At 72.9% G+C, this 24,052-nt stretch carries 18 protein-coding genes and 1 riboswitch; of the genes, 10 read left to right on the top strand and 8 right to left on the bottom strand.

Annotation, left to right across the window (positions count from 1 at the left end; genetic code table 11):
- The first annotated feature begins 253 nt into the window (after positions 1-253).
- Positions 254-2,971 (top strand): aconitate hydratase AcnA, encoded by a 2,718-nt coding sequence (acnA, locus tag BBH68_RS23555; protein ID WP_065965468.1) that lies wholly within the window; start codon positions 254-256, stop codon positions 2,969-2,971.
- A 97-nt stretch (positions 2,972-3,068) separates the two neighbouring features.
- Here the strand turns inward: acnA and BBH68_RS23560 are convergent, their stop codons facing one another.
- Positions 3,069-4,007, bottom strand: coding sequence for an aminoglycoside phosphotransferase family protein (locus BBH68_RS23560; RefSeq protein WP_245738247.1), 939 nt, complete (start codon positions 4,005-4,007; stop codon positions 3,069-3,071).
- A 19-nt stretch (positions 4,008-4,026) separates the two neighbouring features.
- Positions 4,027-4,914 (bottom strand): GNAT family N-acetyltransferase, encoded by an 888-nt coding sequence (locus BBH68_RS23565; RefSeq protein WP_065965469.1) that lies wholly within the window; start codon positions 4,912-4,914, stop codon positions 4,027-4,029.
- Positions 4,915-4,920: 6 nt separating this feature from the next.
- Between BBH68_RS23565 and BBH68_RS23570 the strand changes: the two genes are divergently transcribed.
- The gene (locus tag BBH68_RS23570) at positions 4,921-6,117 is read left to right on the top strand and encodes a sulfotransferase family protein (RefSeq protein ID WP_245738248.1); all 1,197 of its coding nucleotides are present in this window, start codon (positions 4,921-4,923) and stop codon (positions 6,115-6,117) included.
- A 125-nt stretch (positions 6,118-6,242) separates the two neighbouring features.
- Positions 6,243-7,274 carry an NAD-dependent epimerase/dehydratase family protein gene (locus BBH68_RS23575; RefSeq protein WP_065965470.1) on the top strand — a complete coding sequence of 344 codons (1,032 nt, stop codon included), beginning with the start codon at positions 6,243-6,245 and terminating at the stop codon, positions 7,272-7,274.
- 66 nt (positions 7,275-7,340) lie between these two features.
- Here BBH68_RS23575 and BBH68_RS23580 read toward each other — a convergent pair whose 3' ends face one another.
- Entirely contained in the window at positions 7,341-7,847 is a 507-nt protein-coding gene (locus BBH68_RS23580) for a carboxymuconolactone decarboxylase family protein (RefSeq protein ID WP_065965498.1), read from the bottom strand.
- Between the two features lie 167 nt (positions 7,848-8,014).
- On the opposite strand from BBH68_RS23580, the gene BBH68_RS23585 reads away from it, so the two are divergent.
- Positions 8,015-9,013, top strand: a complete 999-nt coding sequence (locus tag BBH68_RS23585; protein ID WP_065965471.1) for a pirin family protein — start codon at positions 8,015-8,017, stop codon at positions 9,011-9,013.
- 122 nt (positions 9,014-9,135) lie between these two features.
- Here the strand turns inward: BBH68_RS23585 and BBH68_RS23590 are convergent, their stop codons facing one another.
- Positions 9,136-10,560 (bottom strand): prenyltransferase/squalene oxidase repeat-containing protein, encoded by a 1,425-nt coding sequence (locus BBH68_RS23590; RefSeq protein WP_065965472.1) that lies wholly within the window; start codon positions 10,558-10,560, stop codon positions 9,136-9,138.
- 548 nt (positions 10,561-11,108) lie between these two features.
- Here BBH68_RS23590 and BBH68_RS23595 point away from each other — a divergent pair.
- Genes BBH68_RS23595 through BBH68_RS23615 form a run of 5 tightly spaced genes read left to right on the top strand, consistent with a single transcriptional unit; the run spans position 11,109 to position 18,420 of the window.
- Positions 11,109-13,880: a prenyltransferase/squalene oxidase repeat-containing protein gene (locus BBH68_RS23595; RefSeq protein WP_065965473.1), complete on the top strand. Its 2,772-nt coding sequence runs from the start codon at positions 11,109-11,111 to the stop codon at positions 13,878-13,880.
- On the top strand, positions 13,877-14,815 hold the full coding sequence (locus BBH68_RS23600) for a hypothetical protein (RefSeq protein WP_065965474.1): 939 nt from the start codon (positions 13,877-13,879) through the stop codon (positions 14,813-14,815). Before BBH68_RS23595 ends, BBH68_RS23600 begins: the two co-directional genes overlap by 4 nt.
- Positions 14,816-14,820: 5 nt before the next feature.
- The gene (locus BBH68_RS23605; protein WP_104531384.1) at positions 14,821-15,978 is read left to right on the top strand and encodes an energy-coupling factor transporter transmembrane component T; all 1,158 of its coding nucleotides are present in this window, start codon (positions 14,821-14,823) and stop codon (positions 15,976-15,978) included.
- The gene (locus BBH68_RS23610; protein WP_065965476.1) at positions 15,975-17,633 is read left to right on the top strand and encodes an ABC transporter ATP-binding protein; all 1,659 of its coding nucleotides are present in this window, start codon (positions 15,975-15,977) and stop codon (positions 17,631-17,633) included. Before BBH68_RS23605 ends, BBH68_RS23610 begins: the two co-directional genes overlap by 4 nt.
- On the top strand, positions 17,620-18,420 hold the full coding sequence (locus BBH68_RS23615; RefSeq protein WP_065965477.1) for an ECF transporter S component: 801 nt from the start codon (positions 17,620-17,622) through the stop codon (positions 18,418-18,420). The genes BBH68_RS23610 and BBH68_RS23615 overlap by 14 nt, the downstream gene beginning before the upstream one ends.
- 46 nt (positions 18,421-18,466) lie before the next feature.
- On the opposite strand, the gene metE is transcribed toward BBH68_RS23615, so the two are convergent.
- A complete protein-coding gene (metE, locus tag BBH68_RS23620; protein ID WP_065965478.1) occupies positions 18,467-20,785 on the bottom strand; it encodes a 5-methyltetrahydropteroyltriglutamate--homocysteine S-methyltransferase in 2,319 nt (772 codons plus the stop codon).
- Positions 20,786-20,951: 166 nt separating this feature from the next.
- Positions 20,952-21,171, bottom strand: a riboswitch (cobalamin riboswitch).
- Positions 21,170-21,580 (bottom strand): MerR family transcriptional regulator, encoded by a 411-nt coding sequence (locus BBH68_RS23625; RefSeq protein WP_065965479.1) that lies wholly within the window; start codon positions 21,578-21,580, stop codon positions 21,170-21,172. (Overlaps the previous riboswitch by 2 nt.)
- Before the next feature lie 64 nt (positions 21,581-21,644).
- Between BBH68_RS23625 and BBH68_RS23630 the strand changes: the two genes are divergently transcribed.
- Positions 21,645-22,865: an MFS transporter gene (locus BBH68_RS23630; RefSeq protein WP_065965480.1), complete on the top strand. Its 1,221-nt coding sequence runs from the start codon at positions 21,645-21,647 to the stop codon at positions 22,863-22,865.
- Between the two features lie 38 nt (positions 22,866-22,903).
- On the opposite strand, the gene BBH68_RS23635 is transcribed toward BBH68_RS23630, so the two are convergent.
- A complete protein-coding gene (locus BBH68_RS23635) occupies positions 22,904-23,122 on the bottom strand; it encodes a hypothetical protein (protein ID WP_065965481.1) in 219 nt (72 codons plus the stop codon).
- A 289-nt stretch (positions 23,123-23,411) separates the two neighbouring features.
- Positions 23,412-23,900: a hypothetical protein gene (locus BBH68_RS23645; protein WP_065965483.1), complete on the bottom strand. Its 489-nt coding sequence runs from the start codon at positions 23,898-23,900 to the stop codon at positions 23,412-23,414.
- Positions 23,901-24,052 lie beyond the last annotated feature (152 nt).

Raw genomic sequence — 24,052 nt, forward strand, 5'->3', positions numbered from 1 at the left:
GCCCGAGGAATCCATGAGGTCCTCCTTCGCCTGGTCCTCATGGTGAGCAAAGGCACAGTTGATCGCCACGCGAGCCCCCTGTGCGGCGGCCCATGTATTAGGGTTATCTTGACATCGAGATATCCGCCGGAAGGCGCACCGCGGCCGCACTGGTAAGGCTTGCCTAAGTAAGTCTGGCCTTAGCTGATGGGCGAGGGCATGTGACGGCAGGATTGCGGTAGTACGCGCGAGATCATGCATGAAGGAGACAGTCGTGTCGGCGAACAGCTTCGACGCCCGCAGCACGCTGCAGGTGGGCGACGAGTCGTACGAAATCTTCAGGCTCGACAAGGTGGAGGGCTCCGCCCGGCTGCCGTACAGCCTGAAGGTGCTGCTGGAGAACCTGCTCCGCACCGAGGACGGCGCGAACATCACCGCCGACCACATCCGCGCGCTGGGCAACTGGGATCCGAGCGCCCAGCCCAGCCAGGAGATCCAGTTCACGCCGGCCCGTGTGATCATGCAGGACTTCACCGGTGTGCCCTGTGTCGTCGACCTCGCCACCATGCGCGAGGCCGTCAAGGAGCTGGGCGGTGACCCCGCGCGCATCAACCCGCTCGCGCCCGCCGAGCTGGTCATCGACCACTCGGTCATCGCCGACCGCTTCGGCACCCCCGAGGCGTTCACGCAGAACGTGGAGCTGGAGTACGGGCGCAACAAGGAGCGCTATCAGTTCCTGCGCTGGGGCCAGACGGCGTTCGACGAGTTCAAGGTCGTCCCGCCGGGCACCGGCATCGTCCACCAGGTCAACATCGAGCACCTGGCCCGCACCGTCATGGTGCGGAACGGACAGGCGTACCCCGACACCCTGGTCGGCACCGACTCGCACACCACCATGGTCAACGGCCTGGGCGTGCTGGGCTGGGGCGTCGGCGGCATCGAGGCCGAGGCCGCGATGCTGGGCCAGCCGGTGTCCATGCTGATCCCGCGCGTCGTCGGCTTCAAGCTGACCGGCTCGCTGCCGACCGGCACCACCGCCACCGACCTGGTGCTGACCATCACCGAGATGCTGCGCAAGCACGGCGTGGTCGGCAAGTTCGTCGAGTTCTACGGCGAGGGCGTGTCCTCCATCCCGCTCGCGAACCGCGCCACCATCGGCAACATGTCGCCGGAGTTCGGCTCCACCGCCGCGATCTTCCCGATCGACGGCGAGACCATCAACTACCTCAAGCTCACCGGCCGCAGCGAGCAGCAGCTCGCGCTCGTCGAGGCGTACGCCAAGGAGCAGGGCCTGTGGCTCGACCCGGCCGCCGAGCCGGACTTCTCCGAGAAGCTGGAGCTCGACCTGTCGACGGTCGTCCCGTCGATCGCCGGCCCCAAGCGCCCGCAGGACCGGATCATCCTGTCCGAGGCCGCCGAGCGGTTCGCCCAGGACGTGCGCAACTACGTCTCGGAGGACGAGGAGACGGGCAAGGAGTCCTTCCCCGCCTCCGACGCCCCGGCCGTCAACCACAACGGCGTGCCGAGCAAGCCGACCCCGGTCATCGCCCCCGACGGCAGCCAGTACGAGATCGACCACGGCGCCGTCACCGTCGCCGCGATCACCTCCTGCACCAACACCTCCAACCCGTACGTCATGGTCGCCGCCGCCCTGGTGGCCAAGAAGGCCGTGGAGAAGGGCCTGACCCGCAAGCCGTGGGTCAAGACCACCCTGGCGCCCGGGTCCAAGGTCGTCATGGACTACTACGACCGGGCCGGCCTCACCCCGTACCTGGACAAGCTGGGCTTCAACCTGGTCGGCTACGGCTGCACCACCTGCATCGGCAACTCCGGCCCGCTGCCGGAGGAGGTCTCCAAGGCCGTCAACGAGGCCGACCTCGCCGTCACCTCCGTGCTCTCCGGCAACCGCAACTTCGAGGGCCGGATCAACCCGGACGTCAAGATGAACTACCTGGCGTCCCCGCCGCTGGTCGTCGCGTACGCCATCGCGGGCTCCATGAAGGTGGACATCACCAAGGACGCCCTCGGCACCGACCAGGACGGCAACCCGGTCCACCTGGCCGACATCTGGCCCTCCGAGAAGGAGGTCGAGGAGGTCGTCGCCTCCGCGATCGGCCAGGAGATGTTCGCCTCCAGCTACTCCGACGTCTTCGCGGGCGACGCGCAGTGGCAGGCGCTGCCGATCCCGACCGGCAACACCTTCGAGTGGGACCCGGAGTCCACCTACGTCCGCAAGCCCCCGTACTTCGAGGGCATGACCATGGAGCCGGCCCCCGTCCAGGACGTCACCGGCGCCCGGGTGCTCGCCAAGCTCGGCGACTCGGTCACCACCGACCACATCTCCCCGGCCGGTGCCATCAAGGCCGACACCCCGGCCGGCAAGTACCTCACCGAGCACGGCGTCGAGCGCCGCGACTTCAACTCCTACGGCTCGCGCCGCGGCAACCACGAGGTCATGATCCGCGGCACCTTCGCCAACATCCGCCTGCGCAACCAGGTCGCGCCGGGCACCGAGGGCGGCTACACCCGCGACTTCACCCAGGAGGGCGGGCCGGTCTCCTTCATCTACGACGCCTCGCAGAACTACCAGGCCGCGGGCATCCCGCTGGTGATCCTGGCGGGCAAGGAGTACGGCTCCGGCTCCTCCCGCGACTGGGCCGCCAAGGGCACCGCGCTGCTCGGCGTCAAGGCCGTCATCGCCGAGTCGTACGAGCGCATCCACCGCTCGAACCTCATCGGCATGGGCGTGCTGCCGCTCCAGTTCCCGGAGGGCGCCTCGGCGCTGTCGCTGGGCCTGACCGGTGAGGAGACCTTCTCCATCACCGGCGTCACCGAGCTGAACGAGGGCACCACCCCGCGCACCGTGAAGGTCACCACCGACACGGGCGTCGAGTTCGACGCGGTCGTCCGCATCGACACCCCCGGTGAGGCCGACTACTACCGCAACGGCGGCATCATGCAGTACGTGCTGCGCTCGCTGATCCGCAAGTAACCCCCAGCGGTCACCCGTACGGACGGGCCGCACCCCCGGCGCGGGGGTGCGGCCCGTCCGCGTGTCCCCGGCGCGCGGGTGGCCCGTCCGCGTGCGGTCAGGGGCTCCGCAGCGCGCGGGCGATCGCGGCCCGCACCGGATCGACCGCCCGCGCGCCGCCGGCCACCGCCCACAGCGTGTTCTGCAGCACGCGCCCGAGCGTCCAGGCCCGCGCCCGCCGCCGGTCCAGCCCCAGCACCTCGGTCATCACATCGAAGCGGCGGCGCACCGCGCGCGGCACGTCCCCGGTCGCGGTGATGTCGTCCCAGCGGTTGTACAGGGCCGGGAAGAGTTCGAAGCCCGGGTCGCCCACCAGCGGTTTGGGGTCGATGGCCAGCCACGGGCCCCGGCCGTCGGCGTCGGGGGCGGGCGGGGCCAGGACGTTGTCGTAGTGCAGATCCCAGTGCAGCAGCCGGTCGCCGGGCTCCCCGGCCACCTCCCGCACGGCGGCCGCGCAGTCACGGACCAGGCGGGCGTCCTCCGGGGCGCCGAGCGCGGCCACCGCCCCAGGCACCCGGTCGAGCATCGCCGCGGCGATGTCCGCGAGGTGCCGCAGGCCTGGCGGGGCCGGGGCCTCGCCAAGGCGGGCCAGCAGCCCGGCCAGGACCTCGACGGCGGCCGTGTCGTCGGGGACGGCGGACAGCGAGCGGGCGGGGTCAAGACGCTCCAGCAGCATCGCCCCGCCGGCCGGCTCGTCCCGCAGCAGGCGGACCGCGCCCAGCCCGCCCCACGCCCGCAGCGCGGCGGGCTCGTCCACGGTCTCCTCGGTGACCAGCTGCACCTTGAGCACGGCCGGACCGTCGCCGCCCGCGCCCGTCACCGGCAGCACGAGGGCGCACGCACCGTGCATCGGCGGCCCGTCCGGGCGCAGCTCCCACCGGTCCAGGTACCCGGCGACCAGCCCCGGCAGCGCCGCGACCCAGGCGCGCCCGGCGGCCCCCTCGTACCTGCTCTGCGAGGCGGCCAGCGCCTCGGGTACCTCAATTCTCACGGTCACAGGAAGGTACCCCTCACCCTCACAGGAATGTACTGGACGGGATGTACGGGGCCGGGGGCCGCATCCCGCGCAGGCACACATAGCCCCTGGTGGACAGCTCGAGACCGGCCGCCAGGCCCACGTCCACCGCCCACTCCTGCTCGGCCGTCAGGCTCGGGACCCGGGCCTCGGTGCCCTCGGGGAGGCTGAGCAGCGCGGCGGTCAGCAGCCGCTTCGCCAGCCGCCGCGAGGTCGCGGCCAGCAGCTCCACCTTGCCGTCGTCGCCGACGTAGCAGTAGCCGCTGCCCGCCAGGTCGTCCGAGACGAACAGCCGGCGCTGGCGCAGCAGCAGGTCGTGGTCGGGCCCGTGCGCCCCGCCCCGGGTGCGGCGGTCCACGGAGTCCAGCATGTCCCGCTGCCTGGCCCCGCCCTCGAACACGGCGCCGTCCAGCGGGGGCAGCCGGTCCTTGGCCACCTTGTCGACGACTCCGCGCATCCGGATGGCCGGGTGCAGGGTGAAGCCCGCGCGCCGGTAGGTGGCGGCCGCGCGCGGGTCCTCGGAGCCCACGATGATCCCGCGCAGGCAGGCGCGGCCGTACGCGAGCGTCGCGGCCAGCAGCTCCCGCCCGAGGCCGCGCCCCTGCGCCCGCGGCAGCACCGCCAGCATCGCCAGCCCCCAGGTGCCCTCGCGCCGGGTGGACAGCGCCGCGCCCACCGGCATCCCGGCGTCGTCCACGGCCAGCCAGCAGCCGCCCGGGTCGGTGCGGGCCAGGTGGCGGTTGCGGCCGTGGGCGAGGGCGACGCGGCGCGGCGGCCACTCGGCGTCGGGCGCGCCGGGGAGGGCGCGGGAGGCGCCGAAGGCGGCGGCGGACACGGTCCGTACCGCCTCGGCGTCCTCCTCGGTGTCGCGTAGCCGACGGAGGATCATGTCTCCATGATGGCGCCCGTGTTGCCGCCGTCGACACCCTTGCGCCCCGGTCGCACCTGGGCCTTTACTGATCGCTGCCCGGCGGCCCGCGCGCGGCCGCCGCCCCGCCGCCGTACCCCGCGGCGGGCCAGCACCGGAGGTGGACCCATCAGCACGCGGCCCCTGACGTTCGTCGTCGGCACCGGACGCAGCGGCTCGACGGCGCTCTCGCACGTCCTGAACCTGCACCCCGGCGTCCTCAGCGTCAACGAGCTCTTCACGTCCCTCGGCGCCGAGCCCCACCGGCACCCGCTGCCCGGGCGGACCTTGGGCGGCGCGGAGTTCTGGGAGCTGCTCACCCGGCCGAACGAGAGCTTCGACCGGATGATCCGCAGCGGCGTCCCGGCGCCCGAGTTCCTCTACCCCCGGCGCCCCGGGCGCTTCTCGGCCGGGACCACCGGCATCCCCGCCCTGTGCATGACGGTCCTGCCGCACCTCACCGACGACCCGGACGGGCTCTTCGACGAGCTGGCGCCGCGCGTCTCGGCGTGGCCCGGCCGCCCTGTCGCCCGCCACTACGGGGCGCTGTTCGAGCTGCTGGCCGACCGGTTCGGCCGCGGCGTGGTCGTCGAGCGCTCGGGCGGCGCCCTGGCCTGGGTGCCCTGGCTGCGGGAGGCGTTCCCCGGGGCCCGGTTCGTCCATCTGTTCCGGGACGGGCCTGACTGCGCGCTGTCCATGAGCCGCCACCCCGGCTTCCGGATGATCCTGCGCACCATGGACGCCAGGGCCGCCTCGGGCGCGGGTCCGCTGACCCGGCTCACCGACGAGCACCTGCGGTCCCTGCCGCCCGACCTCGCGGGGCTGTTCGCCGAACGGTTCGACCCCGCGCTGCTGCTGGAGGCGCCCGTGCCGGTCGCCCGGTTCGGCGCGATGTGGTCGCGGCTGATCACCCGGGGCCTGACCGCGCTCTCCCGGGTCCCGGAGGGGTCCCGGACATCCCTGTCGTACGAGGAGCTGCTCGACGCGCCCCGGCGGGAGCTGACCCGGCTGGCCGGGTTCATCGGCGTGGAGCCCACCCCGGACTGGCTGGCGGCGGCCGAGGCCACGCTCGACCACGGCCGGCGCGGCGCCTCCCTGCGCCTCCCCCCGGAGGAGCTGTCGGCCCTCCGGGAGTCCTGCGCCCCGGGTACGGAGGTGCTGCGCGCGGCCATGGCCGGGGCGTAGCGGCGGGTTGCCTCACCGCCGGTTCGCGCAGGGCGCGCCCGCCCAGGGCGTGTCCGCTGTGAGCGTATTCGCTCAGAGCATGCGGCGATTCCGCGGGCGCCGCCCGGCCGGGCAGAGTCGCCGCCATGAGACTTCTGCTGCTGGGCGGTACGGAATTCGTGGGGCGGGCCGTGGCCGAGGAGGCGCTGGCACGCGACTGGCAGGTGACGGTGTTCAACCGGGGGCGGCACGAACCCCCGGCGGGCGTGGCCGCCCTGCGGGGCGACCGGAGCGCCGCGGGCGGCCTGGCGGCCCTGGAGGGGGCCGGCGCGGGGGAGTGGGACGTGGTCGTCGACACCTGGACGGGCGCGCCATCCGCCGTGCGGGACGCGGCACGGCTGCTGGCCGGGCGCGCCGGGCACTACGTCTACGTCTCCAGCCGGTCCGTCTACGCCTACCCCGCCCCGGCCGGGCTCGACGAGGACGGCCCGCTGGTGGAGGCCTCGCCGGACGCGGGCGAGGTCGAGTACGCCGAGGCCAAGAGGGGCGGCGAGCTGGCGGCCGAGGCGGCGTTCGGGGACCGGGCGCTGCTGGCCCGGGCCGGGCTGATCCTGGGCCCGTACGAGAACGTCGGGCGGCTGCCGTGGTGGCTGACCCGCATCGCGGGCGCCGCGCGGGGAGGGACCCTGGGCGGCCGGGTCCTGGCACCGGGGCCGCGCGATCTGCCGCTGCAGTACATCGACGTACGCGACCTGGCCGCCTGGTTGCTCGACGCGGCCGAGCGCGGGCTCGGCGGCCCGTACAACCTGGTGAGCCCGCCCGGCCACGCGACCTTCGGCGAGCTGCTGGAGGCGTGCGTGGCCGCCACCGGGTCGGACGCCGAGCTGTGCTGGACGGACCCGGAGACGGTCCTGGCGGCCGGTGTCGAGCCGTGGACCGAGCTGCCTATCTGGCTGCCGCCGGGGGAGCTCTACGACACGGTGCACCAGAGCGACGTGTCCCGGGCGCTGGCCGCGGGCCTGCGCTGCCGCCCCGTCGCCGAGACCGTGGCCGCCACCTGGGAGTGGCTGTGCGCGCTTGGCGGCCGGGCGCCCCACCGCCCGGACCGGCCGCCGGTGGGGCTCGACCCGGAGCGGGAGGCGAGGGTGCTGGCGGCATCGGCGGCCGGGGCGCCGTAGGCACGTTTCCGAGGTGGCCCTCCCGATGGCCCCCGGCCGGCGGGGGCTCCCGGCCGGCGGGAGGGCCTAGTCCTGTGCGGCAGCGGCCGGCCGGGGCGCGGGGACCGGGCGTACGGGGTGCTTGCTCATGATCGAGATCCGGTTGAACGCATTGATGGTGATCGCCACCCAGATCACCGCCGAGATCTCGTCGTCGGTCAGCACCGGGCGCGCGACGGCGTAGGCCGCCTCCTGGGCTGCGGCGTCCGCGGGGTTGGTGGTCGCCTCGGCGAGGGCGAGCGCGGCCCGCTCCCGGGGGGTGAACACCTCCGTGTCGCGCCAGGCCGGCAGCACGCCCAGGCGCTGGGTGGTCTCGCTGGCGCGCAGCGCGGCCTTGGTGTGGAGGTGGAGGCAGTACGCGCAGCCGTTGATCTGGGACACCCGGAGGTTGACCAGTTCCACGAGGATCCGGTCGAGCCCGGCCTCGGCGGCGACCGCGCGGACCGCCTCGGCGGTCTGTGCCAGGGCGCCGTAGGCCCGCGGGCTCTGCTTGTCGACGAAGACCCGCTTGCCCCGCCCCTCGGCGGAGGTCACCTTGTCGACGGAGGTCGCTGCCGCGTCAGTCACCTGATCTCCTTCACCGGACCGCATGGGCCACACTTCTCGAGAGGTCTCGCACCTCAGCGAGGTGTGGACCTATCATCCATGATTGTTGAGCATAAAACTATCCCGCACTATCCCGCCCCGGGAGGCGTCGCCCCATGAGCAACACCGAGACCCAGCCCGCCGTGCAGCGCTGCGGCGCCTCCCCGGACGAGGAGACCGGCGCCCCCCGGGTGGAGGTCCTGACCCCGCGCGACGTCCCGCTGGGCGGCCCGCGCGCGATGACGGTACGACGCACCCTGCCACAGCGGGCCCGGACGCTGATCGGCGCCTGGTGTTTCGCGGACCACTACGGGCCCGACGACGTGGCCGCCACGGGCGGGATGGACGTCGCCCCGCATCCGCACACCGGGCTGCAGACGGTGAGCTGGCTGTTCAGCGGGGAGATCGAGCACCGCGACAGCCTGGGCAGCCACGCCTTCGTACGCCCCGGCGAGCTGAACCTGATGACCGGCGGCCACGGGATCAGCCACTCCGAGGTCTCCACCCCCCGGACCACGATCCTGCACGGCGTACAGCTGTGGGTGGCCCTGCCGGAACAGCACCGGCACACCGCCCGCGACTTCCGGCACTACGTCCCGGGCCCCGTCGCCCTGACCGGCACCCCGGCGGGGGACGGGTCCGCCGGTGAGGCCAGGGTGTTCCTCGGCTCCCTCGCGGGCGACACGTCGCCGGTCCCCACTTTCAGCCCCCTGCTGGGCGCCGAACTCGTCCTGGAGCCGCACGCCACGGTCGGCCTCGACATCGACCCGGCCTTCGAGCACGGCCTCCTCCTCGACCGCGGCGAGGTCCGCATGGCCGACACCCTCCTGCGCCCCGCCGAACTCGGCTACCTCGCCCCCGGAAACCGGACCCTGGAGCTGACGAACACCACGGACGCCCCCGCCCGGATGGTGCTGCTCGGCGGGACGCCGTTCGGGGAGCGGATCGTGATGTGGTGGAACTTCATCGGCCGCGACCACCAGGACATCGCCCAGGCCCGCGAGGACTGGATGACCGGCTCCCGCTTCGGCGAGGTCAAGGGCTACGACGGTGACCGCCTGCCCGCCCCCGAGCTGCCGAACGCGCCGCTGAAGCCGCGGGGAAATGATCGCTGACCTGGACAGACGTAGGGGTGGCAACGTCGCAGCCCGGGCGGCCCCGGCTCAGTGACGAAGCCGGCCGCGGCAGGCGGCGGGGAGACGGCGCGCCGCGCGACCCCACGACCCCGGCACGGGCATCAGGCGCCCCAGCGCACGGCGATCGTGTCGCCGACGCCCACGGCCGTCTCCCGCGTCGCGGTGGTGAAGGCCGAGCCGTCGACGCTGACCTTCCAGGTGTTCGAGCCGCTGTTGGCCTTGCCGTTGAGGGACGCGATGGTGCCCGTGCCGGAGGACGGCGCCACCGAGGTGACACAGCCCGACGGGAGGGCCGCGCTCGTCGCCGCGTCGAGAACGGCGCCCAGCGTGGTCGTTCCGGCGGTCGGGGTGAGGGTCACCGAGCAGACCTTGAGGTTGCCTGCACCGTCGTCCACGGTCAGCGCCAGTTTCGTCGCCGTACCGGGGGTGAGGGAGGTCTGGCCCACCCACTGCGGGGCACCCGGGGTGGTCGGCACGGGCGGGGCGGAGGTGAAGCCGCCTCCGGCCACCGCCCGCAGACCGTCGATGGACGCGTACGCCGATGGGGTCGTGTCGCTGGGCAGGTACTTGAAGCCGCCGCCGGGGTTGAACTGCTGGGCGATGATGAAGTCGATGGGGGTCTTGCCCTGGGAGGTGAGGAAGTCGCCGGTCTGTGGGTTGATGCCGCAGGCGTTCAGGCCGGAGACGGCCCAGCCGTTGGAGTCGGTGTTGACGCCGAACATGGCGTTGAAAGCGCCGCTGTTGGCCACCAGTTTGCTCTTGAGGAAAGCCTTGGCCTGCACGATGTCGGTGTCGGTGTTCGGCACGCCGGAGACGCACAGGGCTGCCATCGCCGCGCCCGTCATGTCGATGTCGCCGGCCGTCGCTAGCTCGGTTGGGTTGCCCTCGGCTTTGCTGTAGTTCCAGCCGCCGTCGTTGTGCTGGTTGGCGCGGATGCGGGTGACGATCGTGTCGCGCAAGGCCTGCGGGACGCGGACCTGGCCGGACCGGGTTTTCGCGCCGTTCAGGGCGAGCGCGGCGAAGACGGTGCCGTTGAAGTTGGCGGAGGGACCGAAGTAGCCGACCTCGCTGGTGTGCCAGTAGCCGTAGATGTCGGCGATCAGGTTGCGGGAGGCGGAGACGCGGGCCGGGTCGATGCCGGCGGCGTACGCGTTGAGCGCGGCGCGTTCGTAGTCGGTGACGACGGGGGAGGAGGACGGCCAGCCGGTGGTGGACAGAAGGTTTCGGTAGACCGTTCTCGCGTTCCTGCTCGTGTCGCCGGCCGGGGTGACGTCCACCGCCGCGGTTCCGGCGGCGGCGAAGGCGCTGAACGCCCACTCGTTGGACAGCCCCGGCCCGGCGTACGAACCATCGGCCGCCTGAAGGGACTTGAGGTAGGCGACGCCGTTGGTCTTCGAGGTGGCTATCTGGGCCGGGGTGGAGGTCGCCGCCGCCGGCAGGGTGGTGAGTGCGAAGGCGCCGAGCGCGCTGGCCGCGATGAGCGCGGGACGGCGGACGGGCGGGTACGAGGACACGCTAGGGGACATGGCCTGCTCCTGGGATGAAGGACGCCGACCGGACCCGTGCCGGGCCCTGGCGGCCTGCGGAGCAGCGGGTGTGGCCGCCGTCCGGAACGCGTGGACCGGCTTCCAAAGGTGGATCACCGCCTGGGCATTCGGGCTCGGGACGGCCCCCTGCCGTCCCACACCGCTGCGCGTCAGCCCCGGACTCCCACCGGGTTCCCCCACTCGGCAGTGCGGGACGGTACCCGACCGGCGGCCCGGCCGCCAGAGGGGCCCTCCGGACCGTCCGTGACGGTGCGTGAACCACCTTGACGCCCCCTGCGAACCGTGCTCAAATCCGACTGGCACGCAATGAGTTCCAGGGGAAGCCGGTCGAAGTCCGGCGCTGACCCGCAACCGTAGGCCCGGCATAGCGCCGGGCGAGCCGGAATGCCTGGAGCGTGATCGAGCAACAGACGCCGTCGCGGACTACGGCGTGGTGCGACCAGCTCTTGTGGGCGGGGACCTCCTCGCGCCGCAGGGCCCTCAACCACGTTCGCGTTCCGCGCCGTACAGGGGACGAGAGGGCCGCTGTGAGGACCGGAGAGCGAAGAGACGGGCGGGCAGGCACAAGACCCGGGCCCTGGACGGCACTCACGACGGCGCTGCTGGTGCTGGTGGCCGCCTGCGTGACGTTCCTCACCACGACATCCCCGGCGGCGGCCGACCCGATCGGCGACTGCACCGCCACGAACGGCGCGGTCGTGGCCGTCGACTTCGGTCCGTTCGGCGGCAAGGTCGAGCGCGGCTGCGACACCACCCCGACCACTGGCTACGACCTGCTCCACGACGCCGGCTTTACTACCACCGGCACCGAGCACGACGGTCCCGGCTTCATCTGCCGCATCGGTCACGGCGCCTTCAACTCCGGTACGCGGTACCCGACTCCCGACAAGGAGTCCTGCGTCCTGACGCCTCCCGCCACCGCCTACTGGTCGTACTGGACCGCCTCCCCCGGCCAGGACGAGTGGACCTACAGCCAGTACGGCGCCATGGACCGCAAGCTGAAGGACGGCGACGTCGACGCCTGGGTGTACGGCGGCACGGACGTCGGCGGCAGCACGGGCAAGCCCACCTTCACCCCCGACGACGTCCGTCCCGGCGACACCGGCTCCCCCGATCCGGGTGACCCGCCCACCGGCCCGGCCGGCAAGGTCGACCTGCCCGCCGCCGCCACCTGGCTCAAGGGGCGCCTCACCGACGGAGAACGCATAGTCGACGACGGCGCCGACAACCCGAACTACCCGCTGACCACCGAGACCGCGTACGCGCTCGCCGCCACCGACGGCAAGAGCACCGCCCTCGAAAGGATCACGGACTTCCTCGCCGCACACACCGGCGACTATGCCTACCCGAACGGCACCGACCAGGCCCCCGACGCGACGGCCGCCGCCCGCCTCGCGCTCCTTGCCGAGATCACCGAGAAGGACCCGAACGCGTTCGGGGGCCACCACCTCGTCGGCGACCTGGCCGAGAACGTGTGCGCGGCGGGCCCCGAGTCCGGCGAGCCGACCCCCGGCTGCACCGCCAAGGGTGACTTCCGCGGCGCCACCTACACCGATGGCCAGGCGCTGTCCGCGCTGGCTCTGCTGCGTGCCGGGGCCACGCCTCCGGCCGCCGCCGTGGACCGTCTCACCCAGCTTCAGTGCAGGGACGGCGGCGTCACCAGCATCCTGATCCGCCCCGGCGAGTACTGCGACGGCGACCCCGCGACCACCGGTCTCGTCGCCTTGGTGCTGCACAAGGCGGGCGGCCACGACGACGCCGTGGCGAAGGCCCGTACGTACCTGACCAAGTCCCAGCGCCAGGACGGCGCGTTCCCCGGCTCCACCGGCGCCACCACCGGCAGCGTGTACGCGACGGCCTACGCGGCCCAGGCCCTGTGCGCCCTCGGGGACACCGACCGAGCGGACGCGGCCGTGGGCTGGCTGTCGCGGCAGCAGCTCGACGGCGGTGGTTTCGGCTTCGAGGAGGGCGCCACCGATCCGGCGGTCCACCCGACGCCGGCCGCCGTCCTCGCGGGCGCGCACACCAACCTCGCCGCCCTGACCACGACGGAGACTGAGCCGACCGACCCGCCGGCCACCGAGCCCCCGACGACGGAACCCGGCACGCCGGCCCCGGGCGACGGCCCCGACCTGAAGAAGGGCGTGGCCTACCTCACGAACGCCGCCAACCTCAAACAGGGCCGGTACTACACCACCGGGCCCGGGACGTCCCGCGCCGACTTCGGCCTGACCATCGACGGCGCCTACGCACTCGCCGCCACCGGCCTGAACAACGCCAAGCTGCGTGGCGTCGTCGACTTCCTCGACCACGGCGGCAAGGACGGCGAGGGCCGTACCGTCAACGACTGGACCGGTATCGGCACCCGCTACGCGGCCGGTGGCTCCCTCGGCAAGACCGCGCTGCTCGCCGAAGCCGTCGGCCGCGACCCACGCGACTTCGCGGGCCACGACCTCATCGCCGCCCTCGGCAAGGCTGTTTGTGCGAAGCCGAGCACCGCGCCCGACCGCTCCTGCGCGGCGAAGGGCGCCTACACCTACGCCCCGTCCGTGTTCGCCCAGTCCCTGGCGGTCATAGCGCAGTTGCGCGCGGGCGAGACGGCGGCGGCCGAGCGGCCGATCGCGTATCTGGAGAGCCTCCAGCAGGACAGCGGTGCCTGGCCGAGCCTGATCCCGGCCACGGACGACTCCGACGTCGACTCCACCGCCATCGCCGCCATGGCCCTCGACCTGGCCGGTGGCGACAAGGCGGACAAGGCTGTGGACAAGGCCCTCGCCTGGCTCGCCGGCAAGCAGCTGCCCGACGGCGGCTTCCCGGGCGCGGCGGGCGACTCCGTCAACTCGGCCGCCCTCGCCGTCCAGGGACTGTCGCTGGACGCCCCCACGTACGCCGACGAGATCGGCAAGGCCCGGAAGTTCCTGGCCTCGCAGCAGAACTCCGACGGCGGCTTCAACGTGGCCAAGGAGGGGCAGCGCGGCTCCGACCTGCGGGCCTCCACCCAGGCGGTCGGCGGCTCGACCGGCATCTCCTTCGCCGAGCTGAAGCGGAGCCTGACCGGGACCTCGCCGCAGCCCGAGCCGAGCCCGAGCGGCCGCGCGCCCGACATCGTCACCCCCGGTGACACGAGCGGCGGCGACGGCGGACCCAGCGCCGACGGCGGCAGCGGCCGAGATGGCGCACTGGCCTCCACCGGCGCCCAGGTCGGCGCCCTCGCGGCGATCGCCGCGGTGCTGGTGCTCGCCGGATGGCGCACGCTCCTCGCGGCCCGCCGCAGGACGGACGCGGGGAGCGGACGATGAGCCCTGCGCGTCTCCTGCGGGCGGTGGCCCGTACGGTGGCGGCGCTCGGAATGACCGTCGCCGCCCTCGCCGGGACCGCGGTCCCGGCCGTTGCCGACCCGCAGCCCATGGGCCGCTGCACGACGTCCTCCGGCGCGGTGCTGGCCGTCGACTTCAGCCGCTGGGGCGGCCCGATCTACCGCTCCTGCGGTACGACCCCGACCACCGGCTACGAACTGCTCAACCAGGGCGGCTGGCGTACCACTGGCACGGGACACGATGGCCCGGCGTTCATCTGCCGCATCGGCTACAGCGGGTTCCGGAACGGCAAGCAGTACCCGACCGCCGCCGAGGACGACTGCGTCCTCACCCCGCCCGCCTCCGCCTACTGGTCGTACTGGCACGCCGACCCGGACGACACGGACTGGACCTACAGTCGGCTCGGCGCCATGCTCTACAGGCCCAAGCCGGGGAGCGTCGACCTCTGGATCTTCGGTGGCACCGACATCGAGGGCACCAAGGGGCGCCCGAAGGTCACCCCCGACCAGCTGCGCGCCCACAACAGCCGCCCGCGGGGCGACGCGGGCAAGCCCGCCCCCACCGGCAAGGCACCCACGCTGCCGCCCGACGTCGACACCGGGCCCGCACCCGAGAAGCGGGCCACCAAGCCGCCCGAGACCACCTCGCCGAAGCCGGAGAAGGCCAGGCCAAGCGCGTCACACTCGCCAACACCGAGCCCGACGACCAGGCCGACGACCAGGCCGCCGACCAGCTCGACGCCTTCGCCGGCGGCGGCCGCACCGCCCTCCGGCCCCAGCGTGGTCGACGCTGCCCCCGCCGCCGACGCCCGGCACGACGCCGGGTCGATCGCGCCCGTGGTCACCGGCGCCGCACTCGCCGTCCTGATCGGCGCTGCGGCAGCGGTCGTGGCCCGTCGGCGGCGTCGTAGCGAGTGACCGCGGTGACCCGTACGACCGTGGCGGCGCCCGCCACCGGGTCCGGCCCGTCACCGGACGCGGGCGGGCGGCGCCTGCCGCGCACGCTGCACCCGGTGGCCTGGTGGGTGTGGGCCCTGGCCCTGGCCACCGCCGTCAGCCGCACCAACAACCCGCTCCTGCTGTTCCTCGTCCTCGCCGTGCTCGGCTATGTCGTCTCTGCCCGGCGCACGGAGGCGCCCTGGGCGCGCGGCTTCAAGTACTACCTGTACCTGGCTCTGACGGTCGTGGCGATCCGCGTCGTCTTCCGCGCCGTCTTCGCCACCGGCATCACGCCCCGTGACCACTTCCTCTTCTCCCTCCCGCACATCCCCACCCCCCACTGGTACGCGGGCATCAGGATCGGCGGCCCGGTCTCCCTGGAAGCGGTGCTGTCGGCGGCGACCGACGGGCTGCGGCTGGCATGCATGCTGTGCTGCATCGGCGCGGCCAACACCCTCGCCAACCCCAAGCGCGCGCTGCGCGTCCTGCCCGGCGCACTGTACGAACTCGGCGTCGCCGTCACCGTCGCGATCAGCGTGGCGCCGCAGCTCGTGCAGAGCGTGCAACGCGTCGCGCGGGCCCGGAAACTGCGAGCCGGACGGACGCGGGGCATGAGGGCGCTGCGCGGCATCGTGGTCCCGGTGCTGGAGGACGCCCTGGAGCGGTCGCTTCGCCTGGCCGCCGCCATGGACTCTCGTGGCTACGGCCGGGCGGGCACGGCCACCCGCCGCTCCCGCCGGATCACGGGCGCGCTGATGCTGCTGGGCATGTGCGGCCTGTGCGCCGGAGCGTACGGGCTGTTGGACGCGACCGCGCCCGCGTTCCTGGGCCTGCCCGCCATGGGGCTGGGGGCGGTGCTGTGCGTGGCGGGCCTGCGCCTGGGCGGCCGACGTGTCACCCGCACCACCTACCGCCCCGACCCCTGGCGCCTGCCCGAGTGGGCCGTGGCCGGCAGCGGCGTCCTGTCCGCGATCCTCCTCTTCAGCAACCTCGGCTACGACCCAGCCCAGCTCAACTCCACCTTCTACCCGCTCACCTGGCCCGGCCTGCCGCTCGTGCCGACCGCCGCGATCCTCCTGGCCGGAACGGCCGGGGTCGTCGCACCCCCGCCCGGCCCTGTCCAGAGAGGCGACGCCTCGTGATCACCTTCGACCAGGTCACCATCCACTACGACGACGCGCCCGAGCCCGCGCTGCGCGACGTCGACCTCACGGTGGAGGAAGGCGAACTCTGCCTCGTCGTCGGGCACACGGGCGTCGGCAAGTCGACGCTCCTCGGCGCCGTCAACGGACTCGTACCGCACTTCACCGGCGGCACGCTGTACGGGCGGGTCACCGTCGACGGCCGGGACACCGCCCACCACCCACCCCGCGAACTCGCGGATGTCGTGGGCGTGGTCGGCCAGGACCCGATCGACGGCTTCGTCACCGACACCGTCGAGGAAGAACTCGCCTACGCCATGGAGCAGCTGGCGACGCCTCCGGCGACCATGCGCAAACGCGTCGAGGAGACCCTCGACCTGCTCGGCTTGGCCGACCTGCGCCACCGAGCCCTGCACGAACTCTCCGGCGGCCAGCAGCAGCGCGTCGCCATCGGCTCCGTCCTCACCGCCCACCCCCGCATCCTCGTCCTCGACGAACCCACCTCCGCCCTGGATCCGACGGCCGCCGAGGAAGTCCTCGCCGCCGTCACCCGCCTCGTCCACGACCTCGGCGTCACCGTCCTCATGGCCGAGCACCGCCTCGAACGCGTCGTCCAGTACGCCGACCGCGTCCTGCACCTGCCCGGCGACGGCCACGCCCGCATCGGTCCACCCGCCGACATCCTGCGCACGTCCACGATCGCGCCACCGATCGTCGAACTGGGCCGCGCCGCCGACTGGTCCCCACTCCCGCTGTCCATCCGCGACGCCCGCCGCGCGGCCGTACCCCTTCGCGCCCGGCTGGCCGACCGCACGCCGGACCCCGTCCGCCCGGCCCCGGCGGAGGACCGTGCACGGCTGCTGACCGCACGAGGCGTAACCGTCACCTACAAGAGCGTTCCCGCGGTCCGGGAAGTCGACCTCGACCTGCACGCGGGCGAGGTGACGGCCCTCATGGGCCGCAACGGCTCCGGCAAGTCCTCCCTCCTGTGGGCCCTCCAGGGCTCCGGCCCGCGCCGCGCCGGGACGGTGAAGGTCACCGAACCGCACGGCCGGGCGGGCACCGATCCGCACACCGTGACCGCCGCCCGCGCCCGAACGCTCGTCGGCCTGGTCCCGCAGACCCCCGCTGACCTGCTCTATCTGGAGAGCGTCGCACAGGAACTCGACCAGGCCGACGCCGAATCGGGCACCGCGGAGAGCGCCCGCGCGATCCTGGACCGGCTCGCGCCCGCCATCGACGACGCCACCCACCCCCGCGACCTGTCGGAGGGACAGAAGCTCGCCCTCGTCCTGGCCATACAGCTGGCGGCCGCACCCCGGGTGCTGCTCCTGGACGAACCGACCCGCGGACTGGACTACCGGGCAAAGACCGCCCTGATCGGCGTCGTCGACGCACTCGCTGCGGAGGGAAGGTCGGTGGTGATCTCCACTCACGATGTCGAGTTCGCCGCACGGGCCGCCGACCGTGTGGTCGTGATGGCGGAGGGAGACATCGTCGCCGACGGCCCGACCGCGGACGTCATCGTCTCCTCCCCCGTTTTCGCGCCGCAGACCGCGAAGATCCTCGCCCCGCTGCCGTACCTGACGGTCGCCCAGTTCGTGGACGCCCGGTCGGCCGCGAGCGGTGAAGGGACGGCCCATGACATCACTTGAGGCCGCGGCGATCCGACTCACCGCCCGCGTCGGCGTCGTCATGACGCTGGCCGCCTTCCTCGGAGTCGTCGCGTTCTTCTGGCCGTTCGTCGTCGCCCCCGGGAAGTTCGGCTCGAACTACGCGCCCCCACTGATCTTCGGCGTACTGCTGCTCCTCGTCCTGTGCGTGGTGTTGTCGGAGATCGCGGAGGGCGGCATCGACTCCAAGGCCCTGGCCATGCTGGGCGTCCTGTCCGCCGTCAACGCGGCCCTGCGCCCGCTGGGCGCCGGGACCGCCGGCATCGAGACCGTCTTCTTCGTCCTGGTCCTGGCCGGACGCGTCTACGGCCCCGGCTTCGGCTTCACCCTCGGCTGCACATCTCTGTTCGCCTCCGCACTCATCACCGGCGGGGTCGGCCCGTGGATGCCCTACCAGATGTTCGGCTGCGCGTTCGTCGGGATGCTCGCCGGATTCCTGCCCCCAGCGAACGGCCGGCGCGAGGTGCTGCTGCTGGCCGTCTACGGCACGCTGTCCGGCTACCTCTTCGGCTTCCTCCTCAACCTCTCCTTCTGGCCATTCGCCCTGGACCCGGGCAGCTCCATCGCCTACCTCCCCGGCCTGCCCTTCACCGACCAATGGCAGCGCTACATCGCCTTCGACCTCGCGACGTCGCTGGGCTGGGACACGGGACGGGCCGTCACGAATTTCGTCTGCATCCTGCTGGCCGGCCCGGCGGTGCTCACCACCTTCCGGCGCGCCGCACGCAGGGCGCGGTTCCGCGCGCCGGTGCGCTTCGACGCGCGGTGAGGACGGCCGGGAGGGCGCCCCGGCGCCCTCCCGGCCGTCCACCGCCTCAGGCTTCCGAGAGCTCTGAGCGGACCGTGCGGGCGGCGGCGACCAGGTTCTCCAGGGCGGCACGGGTCTCGGGCCAGCCGCGGGTCTTCAGGCCGCAGTCGGGGTTGACCCACAGCCGTTCGGCGGGGATCGCCTTCAGGCCCGTACGCAGCAGAGCCGCGGCCTCCTCAGCGCTCGGGACACGGGGGGAGTGGATGTCGTACACGCCGGGTCCGGCTTCGCGCGGGTAGGCGTGGGCGGCCAGCTCCCGGGCGACCTGCATATGGGAGCGGGCGGCCTCCAGGCTGATGACGTCGGCGTCGAGGTCGTCGATCGCCTGGACGATGTCGCCGAACTCGGCGTAGCACATATGCGTGTGGATCTGGGTGTCCGGGCGGACCCCGGCCGTCGTGAGCCGGAACGCCTCCGTGGCCCACGCCAGGTAGGCGGGACGGTCGGCGGACCGCAGCGGGAGCGTCTCGCGAAGGGCGGGCTCGTCGACCTGGATGACCGAAGTGTCCGCCGCCTCCAGGTCTCCCACCTCGTCGCGCAGGGCGAGGGCGACCTGCCGGGCGGTCTCGCCCAGGGGCTGGTCATCGCGGACGAAGGACCAGGCGAGCATGGTGACCGGCCCGGTGAGCATGCCCTTGACCGGACGTGAGGTGAGGGACTGGGCGTAGGTCGCCCAGCGCACCGTCATAGGCTCGGGGCGGGAGATGTCGCCGACGAGGATCGGCGGGCGGACGTAGCGGGTGCCGTAGGACTGGACCCAGCCGTGCTGCGTGGCCAGGTAGCCAATGAGCTGTTCGGCGAAGTACTGGACCATGTCGTTGCGCTCGGCCTCGCCGTGCACCAGCACGTCCAGCCCCGCCTCCTCCTGGAAGGAGATCACCTCCTGGATCTCGGCCCTGATCCGCTCCTCGTAACCGGCGGCGTCGATCCGACCCGCGCGGAGGGCGGCGCGGGCGCTGCGCAGTTCGCCGGTCTGCGGGAAGGACCCGATGGTGGTGGTCGGCAGCAGTGGCAGGCCGAGGTGGGCGCGCTGGGCCGCGGCTCGTTCGGCGTACGGCTGTGAGCGGCGGGCCTCGGCCTCGGTGACGGCGGCGGCGCGGGCCCGTATGGCGGAATCGTGAGTGATCGGCGAGCCCGCACGGGAGGCGAGGGCGGCCCGGTTGGCGGCGAGTTCGGCGGCGATCGCGTCGGTGCCGTGCGTCAGGCCCTTGGCCAGGGTGACGATTTCGGCGGTCTTCTGGCGTGCGAAGGCGAGCCAGCGCAGGACCTGCGGTTCGATGTCCCGTTCGGCGGCGGTGTCGAGGGGGACGTGGAGAAGGGAGCAGGAGGCCGAGACATCGACCTGGTCGGCCAGACCGAGGAGCGTGCCGAGGGTGGCGAGCGAGGCCGACAGGTCGTTGACCCAGATGTTGCGGCCGTTGACAACACCGGCGACCAGGCGCTTGCCGGACAGTCCACCGACGGCGGCGAGCGCGTCGAGGTTGCCGGACGCGCTCTCCGTGAAGTCCAGCGCGAGCCCTTCGACCGGGGACTTGGCCAGCACGGGCAGGGCCTCACCCAGGCGGTCGAAGTACGAGGCGACCAGGAGTTTCGGCCGGTCGGTGAGGGCGCCCAGCTCGCGGTAGACGCGCTCGGCGGCGTTCAGCTCGGCCGACGTACGGTCCTGGACGAGGGCGGGCTCGTCGAGCTGCGCCCACTCGGCGCCCGCCGCTCGCAGGTCGGCCAGGATCTCCGCATACACCGGCAGCAGCCGGTCCAGCAGGGTGATCGGCTCGAAATCCGCGGGCGCGTCAGGGGCCGGCTTGGCGAGCAGGAGGTAGGTGAGGGGGCCGACGAGGACAGGGCGCGGGGTGTGGCCCAGCGCGAGGGCTTCCCGCACCTCACCGACCTGCTTGGCCGAGTCGGCGGCGAACACGGTGTCGGGCCCCAGCTCCGGGACCAGGTAGTGGTAGTTGGTGTCGAACCACTTGGTCATCTCCAGCGGCGCCACGTCCTGGGTGCCGCGCGCCATGGCGAAGTACCCGTCGAGCGGATCGGCGGTGACGGCTTCCCGATGGCGGTGGGGGATCGCGCCAACCATGACGGTGGTGTCCAGGACGTGGTCGTAATACGAGAAGTCGCCCGTCGGAACCTCGTCGATACCGGCGTCGGCCAGTCGCCGCCACTTGGCGCCGCGGAGTTCAGCGGCGGTCCGCTGGAGGGCGTCGGCGGTGACGCGGCCCTTCCAATAGCCCTCGATCGCCTTCTTCAGTTCCCGGTTGGGTCCCTGGCGGGGGTAGCCGTACACGGTGGCCCGTGCTGCCGCGGCTGCGGGTCGGGTGGTCACGGAGATCTCCTTCGCGAGATGAATCCCTGAGATCCCGGGGACGGGACGAGGGTGCGAAGGGTGACGGAACCGGACGGCGACGATCTCGCACGGCACTGCGCTGTCGTCCGTCCGGTTGGTACGCCGACCCGCCCTCGAGGTCACCGGGATGTCCGCGTACGAGTCGTTCGCGCGCGGGCAACGGGCAGGTCTTCGGACTCGCGGGCACGTCCCTGTCGTACGAGACACCTACTGGCCGTCGCTTCCCGGGCCCTCGGCGGGCCCAGTGCATATGACGGCGGTCGTTCCCGCTCACCGCTGCGGGGCAGTCCCGGATTCCCACCGGGTTCCCTCTTACGACGCATCCCGCCTGGCGGACGGGGCGAACCAGCTGCGCCGACCAGCTTAGGGGGTGGCGCCCTCTCTTGGAGGATCTTGCCCGCATCCGACGCCCGAACGGTTGCGCAGCACCGTCTCCAGGTACTCCGCGATGGCGTCCCGGTTGCGCACCAGGCAGGTGATGCGCTCGGTCATCCGGTCGCGCTCGTGCTCCAGCGTGGCGATCATCTCCGGTGTGGCGTCGGAGAAGTGGATGACCCGGGGCTTGTCGAGACAGGGGAGGATCTGCTTGATGATGCGGGTCGGCAGTCCGGCGTCGAGCAGCCCCCTGATCTGCATGACCCGGTCCACGAACCGCTCGTCGTAGTCCCGGTAGCCGTTCGGGCAGCGATCGGCGGCGATCAGCCCCTGCTCCTCGTAGTAGCGCAGCAGTCGGCGGGGCGTGCCGGTGCGCTCCGACAGCTCTCCGATGCGCATGTGTTCCCCCTCGCACCCGGTCGCTTGACCTTCACATCAATGTGACGGTTCGAGCATACGCGTCGTGCGCAACGACACCACATACCCAGCCGGGTCCCGTGCCGGGACCGAGGAACAGGACCGGAAGCTCCCCCTGCCCGCGCTGCTGGCGCTGGCCACGGCCGTCTTCATCACCAGCCTCACCGAGACGCTGCCCGCCGGGGTGCTGCCCGCGATGGGCGCCGACCTGGGCGTCGGCGAATCCGCGATGGGCCAGTCGGTGACGATCTACGCGATCGGGACCGCGCTCACCGCCATCCCGCTGTCCGCCGCCACCGCCGGATGGCGCCGCGGGCGACTCCTGCTGACGGCGATGGCGGGCTTCGCCGTCGCCAACACGGTCACCGCGGCCTCGGCGAGCTATCCCCTGACCATGGCGGCCCGCTTCGTCGCCGGGGTGGCCGCGGGCCTGGCCTGGGCGCTGCTGGCCGGATACGCCCGTCGTATGGCGCCCGCCCACCTGCGGGGCAAGGCGGTCGCGATCGTTATGACCGGCATACCGGTCGCCCTGTCGCTGGGCGTGCCGGCCGGCACCTTCCTCGGCGAACTGCTCGGCTGGCGGGTGACGTTCTCCGTGATCACCGTGCTCGCCGTCGTCCTGATCGGGTGGATCGCCGCGCTGGTCCCCGACTACCCGGGACAGCGCCGGGAGGGCCGGGCCCCGATGCTGCGGGCCCTCACCGCCCCCGGCGTGGTGCCGGTCCTCTTCGTCACCCTGGTCTACGTGCTGGCCCACACCATCCTCTACACGTACATCGCCACATTCCTCGACCGGCTCGACATGGGCGACTTCACCGACCTCGTCCTGCTGGTCTTCGGCGCCGCCTCCATGGTGAGCATCTGGGCCGTGGGCGCCCACATCGACCGCCGGCTGCGGGGCCTCACCATCGCCGCCACCCTCCTGTTCGCCGCGGCGGCCGCCGTCCTGGCGGTGCCGGCCGAAAGCCGCGCCCTGGTCTACGGGGCGGCGGCGCTGTGGGGCCTGGGCTGGGGAGGCGTCCCCACGCTCCTGCAGACGGCCGTGGCCGACGCCGGAGGCGAGGCGGCGGACTCCGCGCAGGCCATGCTCGTCACCCTGTGGAACGCGGCCATGGCCGGCGGCGGGGTCGTCGGCGGGATACTCCTCGACCTCCTCGGCTCCGGCGCCTTCCCCTGGAGCGTCCTGCTGCTCCTGGCGCCCGTACTGGCCGTGGTGACCGCCGCCCGCGCCCACGGCTTCCCCGCCGAGCGGGCGGCCGCGGACTGAGGTCGCGGGCCGGGGTCGCGGGGGCGGCTGGGGCGTGGCTAGGCGACGCCCCCGCGGGCGCGGCGCTCGGCGGCGGCGTGCCACCAGCCGGGCGGGGACGGCCCGTCGACCCGCGCGGTCGGCTGGTCGGGGTGCAGTCCGAGGCGGCGCAGCGCGTCAGGGTGTACGTGGACCTGGATCCAGCCGTGCCAGTGGCCGTCGGGCCCGATGCCGCACAGGAGGTCGCAGCGGATCTCCTCCTCGGGCCGGAAGGGCATCCAGTCGATGCCTCGGTCGCGCAGTCAAGCGCGCGTGGCCGCCTGGGGATGCGGGCGGCCGGGCAGGTTCTCGTAGACCGCGACGGTGATCCAGGGGGCCGGGCTCTGCGTGGTCATGACGCCCATGATGCCCGAGCCGCCGCTGCGGCCCCGAGCGGTGGCCCCGAGCGGCGGCCCCGAGAAGCGGCGGCCCCGGGCCCCGGACGACCAGACCCCGGTCGCCTGGATGACCACGGCGACCGGGGCCGGGGCCGGGGCCCACACCGGGGCTCGGCGCCCGTGGCCGGGCTCAGTATTCGTCCACCGAGGTGCCCTCGGGCACCCGGAAGCAGGCGGACACGAGATGGAACATGATCCCGGGCTCCGCGCCGCTCCTCTTGGCGTCCCGCTCGGTCGGGATCAGCAAGGTGGCCTTGAGGGTGAACTTCTTCCGGGTGGAGTCGGCCATCACGTACGGGGACGCGGCGACGGTCGGCTCCCGCCCCTCGTGGACGATCTCCCAGCCGTGCCGGGGGAGATCCTCCGTGAGCCCCTGCCAAGCGGCTTCGAGGTCCCCGACCGGCACGCCGTACACCGACCACAGATGGCGGATGACATAGAACCTCTCGGGGTCCAGCTCGCCGCACACGTCCACGCCCGGCCCTGGCGCGGTCGTCTTCCCCTTCACCCGCAGCAGGTCGTACAGCTCGCTGGAGAGCGCCCTGGCCTCCTCGCGGGGCGCGGAGACCTCCCGCACCTCGGGCGTGTAGCCGAGACCGGGGTCATCGGCGTCGGACATCGAAAACCACCCCGCTATTTCAACTGAACCTCGTCATAGCGTCCCACCACGACTCTGGCCTGGTTCTCCAGGCTCTCCGAACCGGCCAGCCAGTAGTTTCCGTGCCCGTGGGTGTCGGTGCCCATCTGCTTGGCGCCGAAGACGGGACGGGA

Origin of the sequence: Streptomyces sparsogenes (assembly GCF_001704635.1) — a bacterium.
Taxonomy (GTDB): Bacteria; Actinomycetota; Actinomycetes; order Streptomycetales; family Streptomycetaceae; genus Streptomyces; species Streptomyces sparsogenes.

What these genes read in the sequence shown, in the direction of transcription:
- BBH68_RS23565 (WP_065965469.1), bottom strand. Translation starts at nt 4,914, where the DNA reads ATGATCCTCCGTCGGCTACGCGACACCGAGGAGGACGCCGAGGCGGTA.
- BBH68_RS23570 (WP_245738248.1), top strand. Translation starts at nt 4,921, where the DNA reads ATGATGGCGCCCGTGTTGCCGCCGTCGACACCCTTGCGCCCCGGTCGC.
- BBH68_RS23575 (WP_065965470.1), top strand. Translation starts at nt 6,243, where the DNA reads ATGAGACTTCTGCTGCTGGGCGGTACGGAATTCGTGGGGCGGGCCGTG.
- BBH68_RS23585 (WP_065965471.1), top strand. Translation starts at nt 8,015, where the DNA reads ATGAGCAACACCGAGACCCAGCCCGCCGTGCAGCGCTGCGGCGCCTCC.
- BBH68_RS23590 (WP_065965472.1), bottom strand. Translation starts at nt 10,560, where the DNA reads ATGTCCCCTAGCGTGTCCTCGTACCCGCCCGTCCGCCGTCCCGCGCTC.
- BBH68_RS23600 (WP_065965474.1), top strand. Translation starts at nt 13,877, where the DNA reads ATGAGCCCTGCGCGTCTCCTGCGGGCGGTGGCCCGTACGGTGGCGGCG.
- BBH68_RS23615 (WP_065965477.1), top strand. Translation starts at nt 17,620, where the DNA reads ATGACATCACTTGAGGCCGCGGCGATCCGACTCACCGCCCGCGTCGGC.
- BBH68_RS23625 (WP_065965479.1), bottom strand. Translation starts at nt 21,580, where the DNA reads ATGCGCATCGGAGAGCTGTCGGAGCGCACCGGCACGCCCCGCCGACTG.
- BBH68_RS23635 (WP_065965481.1), bottom strand. Translation starts at nt 23,122, where the DNA reads ATGCCCTTCCGGCCCGAGGAGGAGATCCGCTGCGACCTCCTGTGCGGC.
- BBH68_RS23645 (WP_065965483.1), bottom strand. Translation starts at nt 23,900, where the DNA reads ATGTCCGACGCCGATGACCCCGGTCTCGGCTACACGCCCGAGGTGCGG.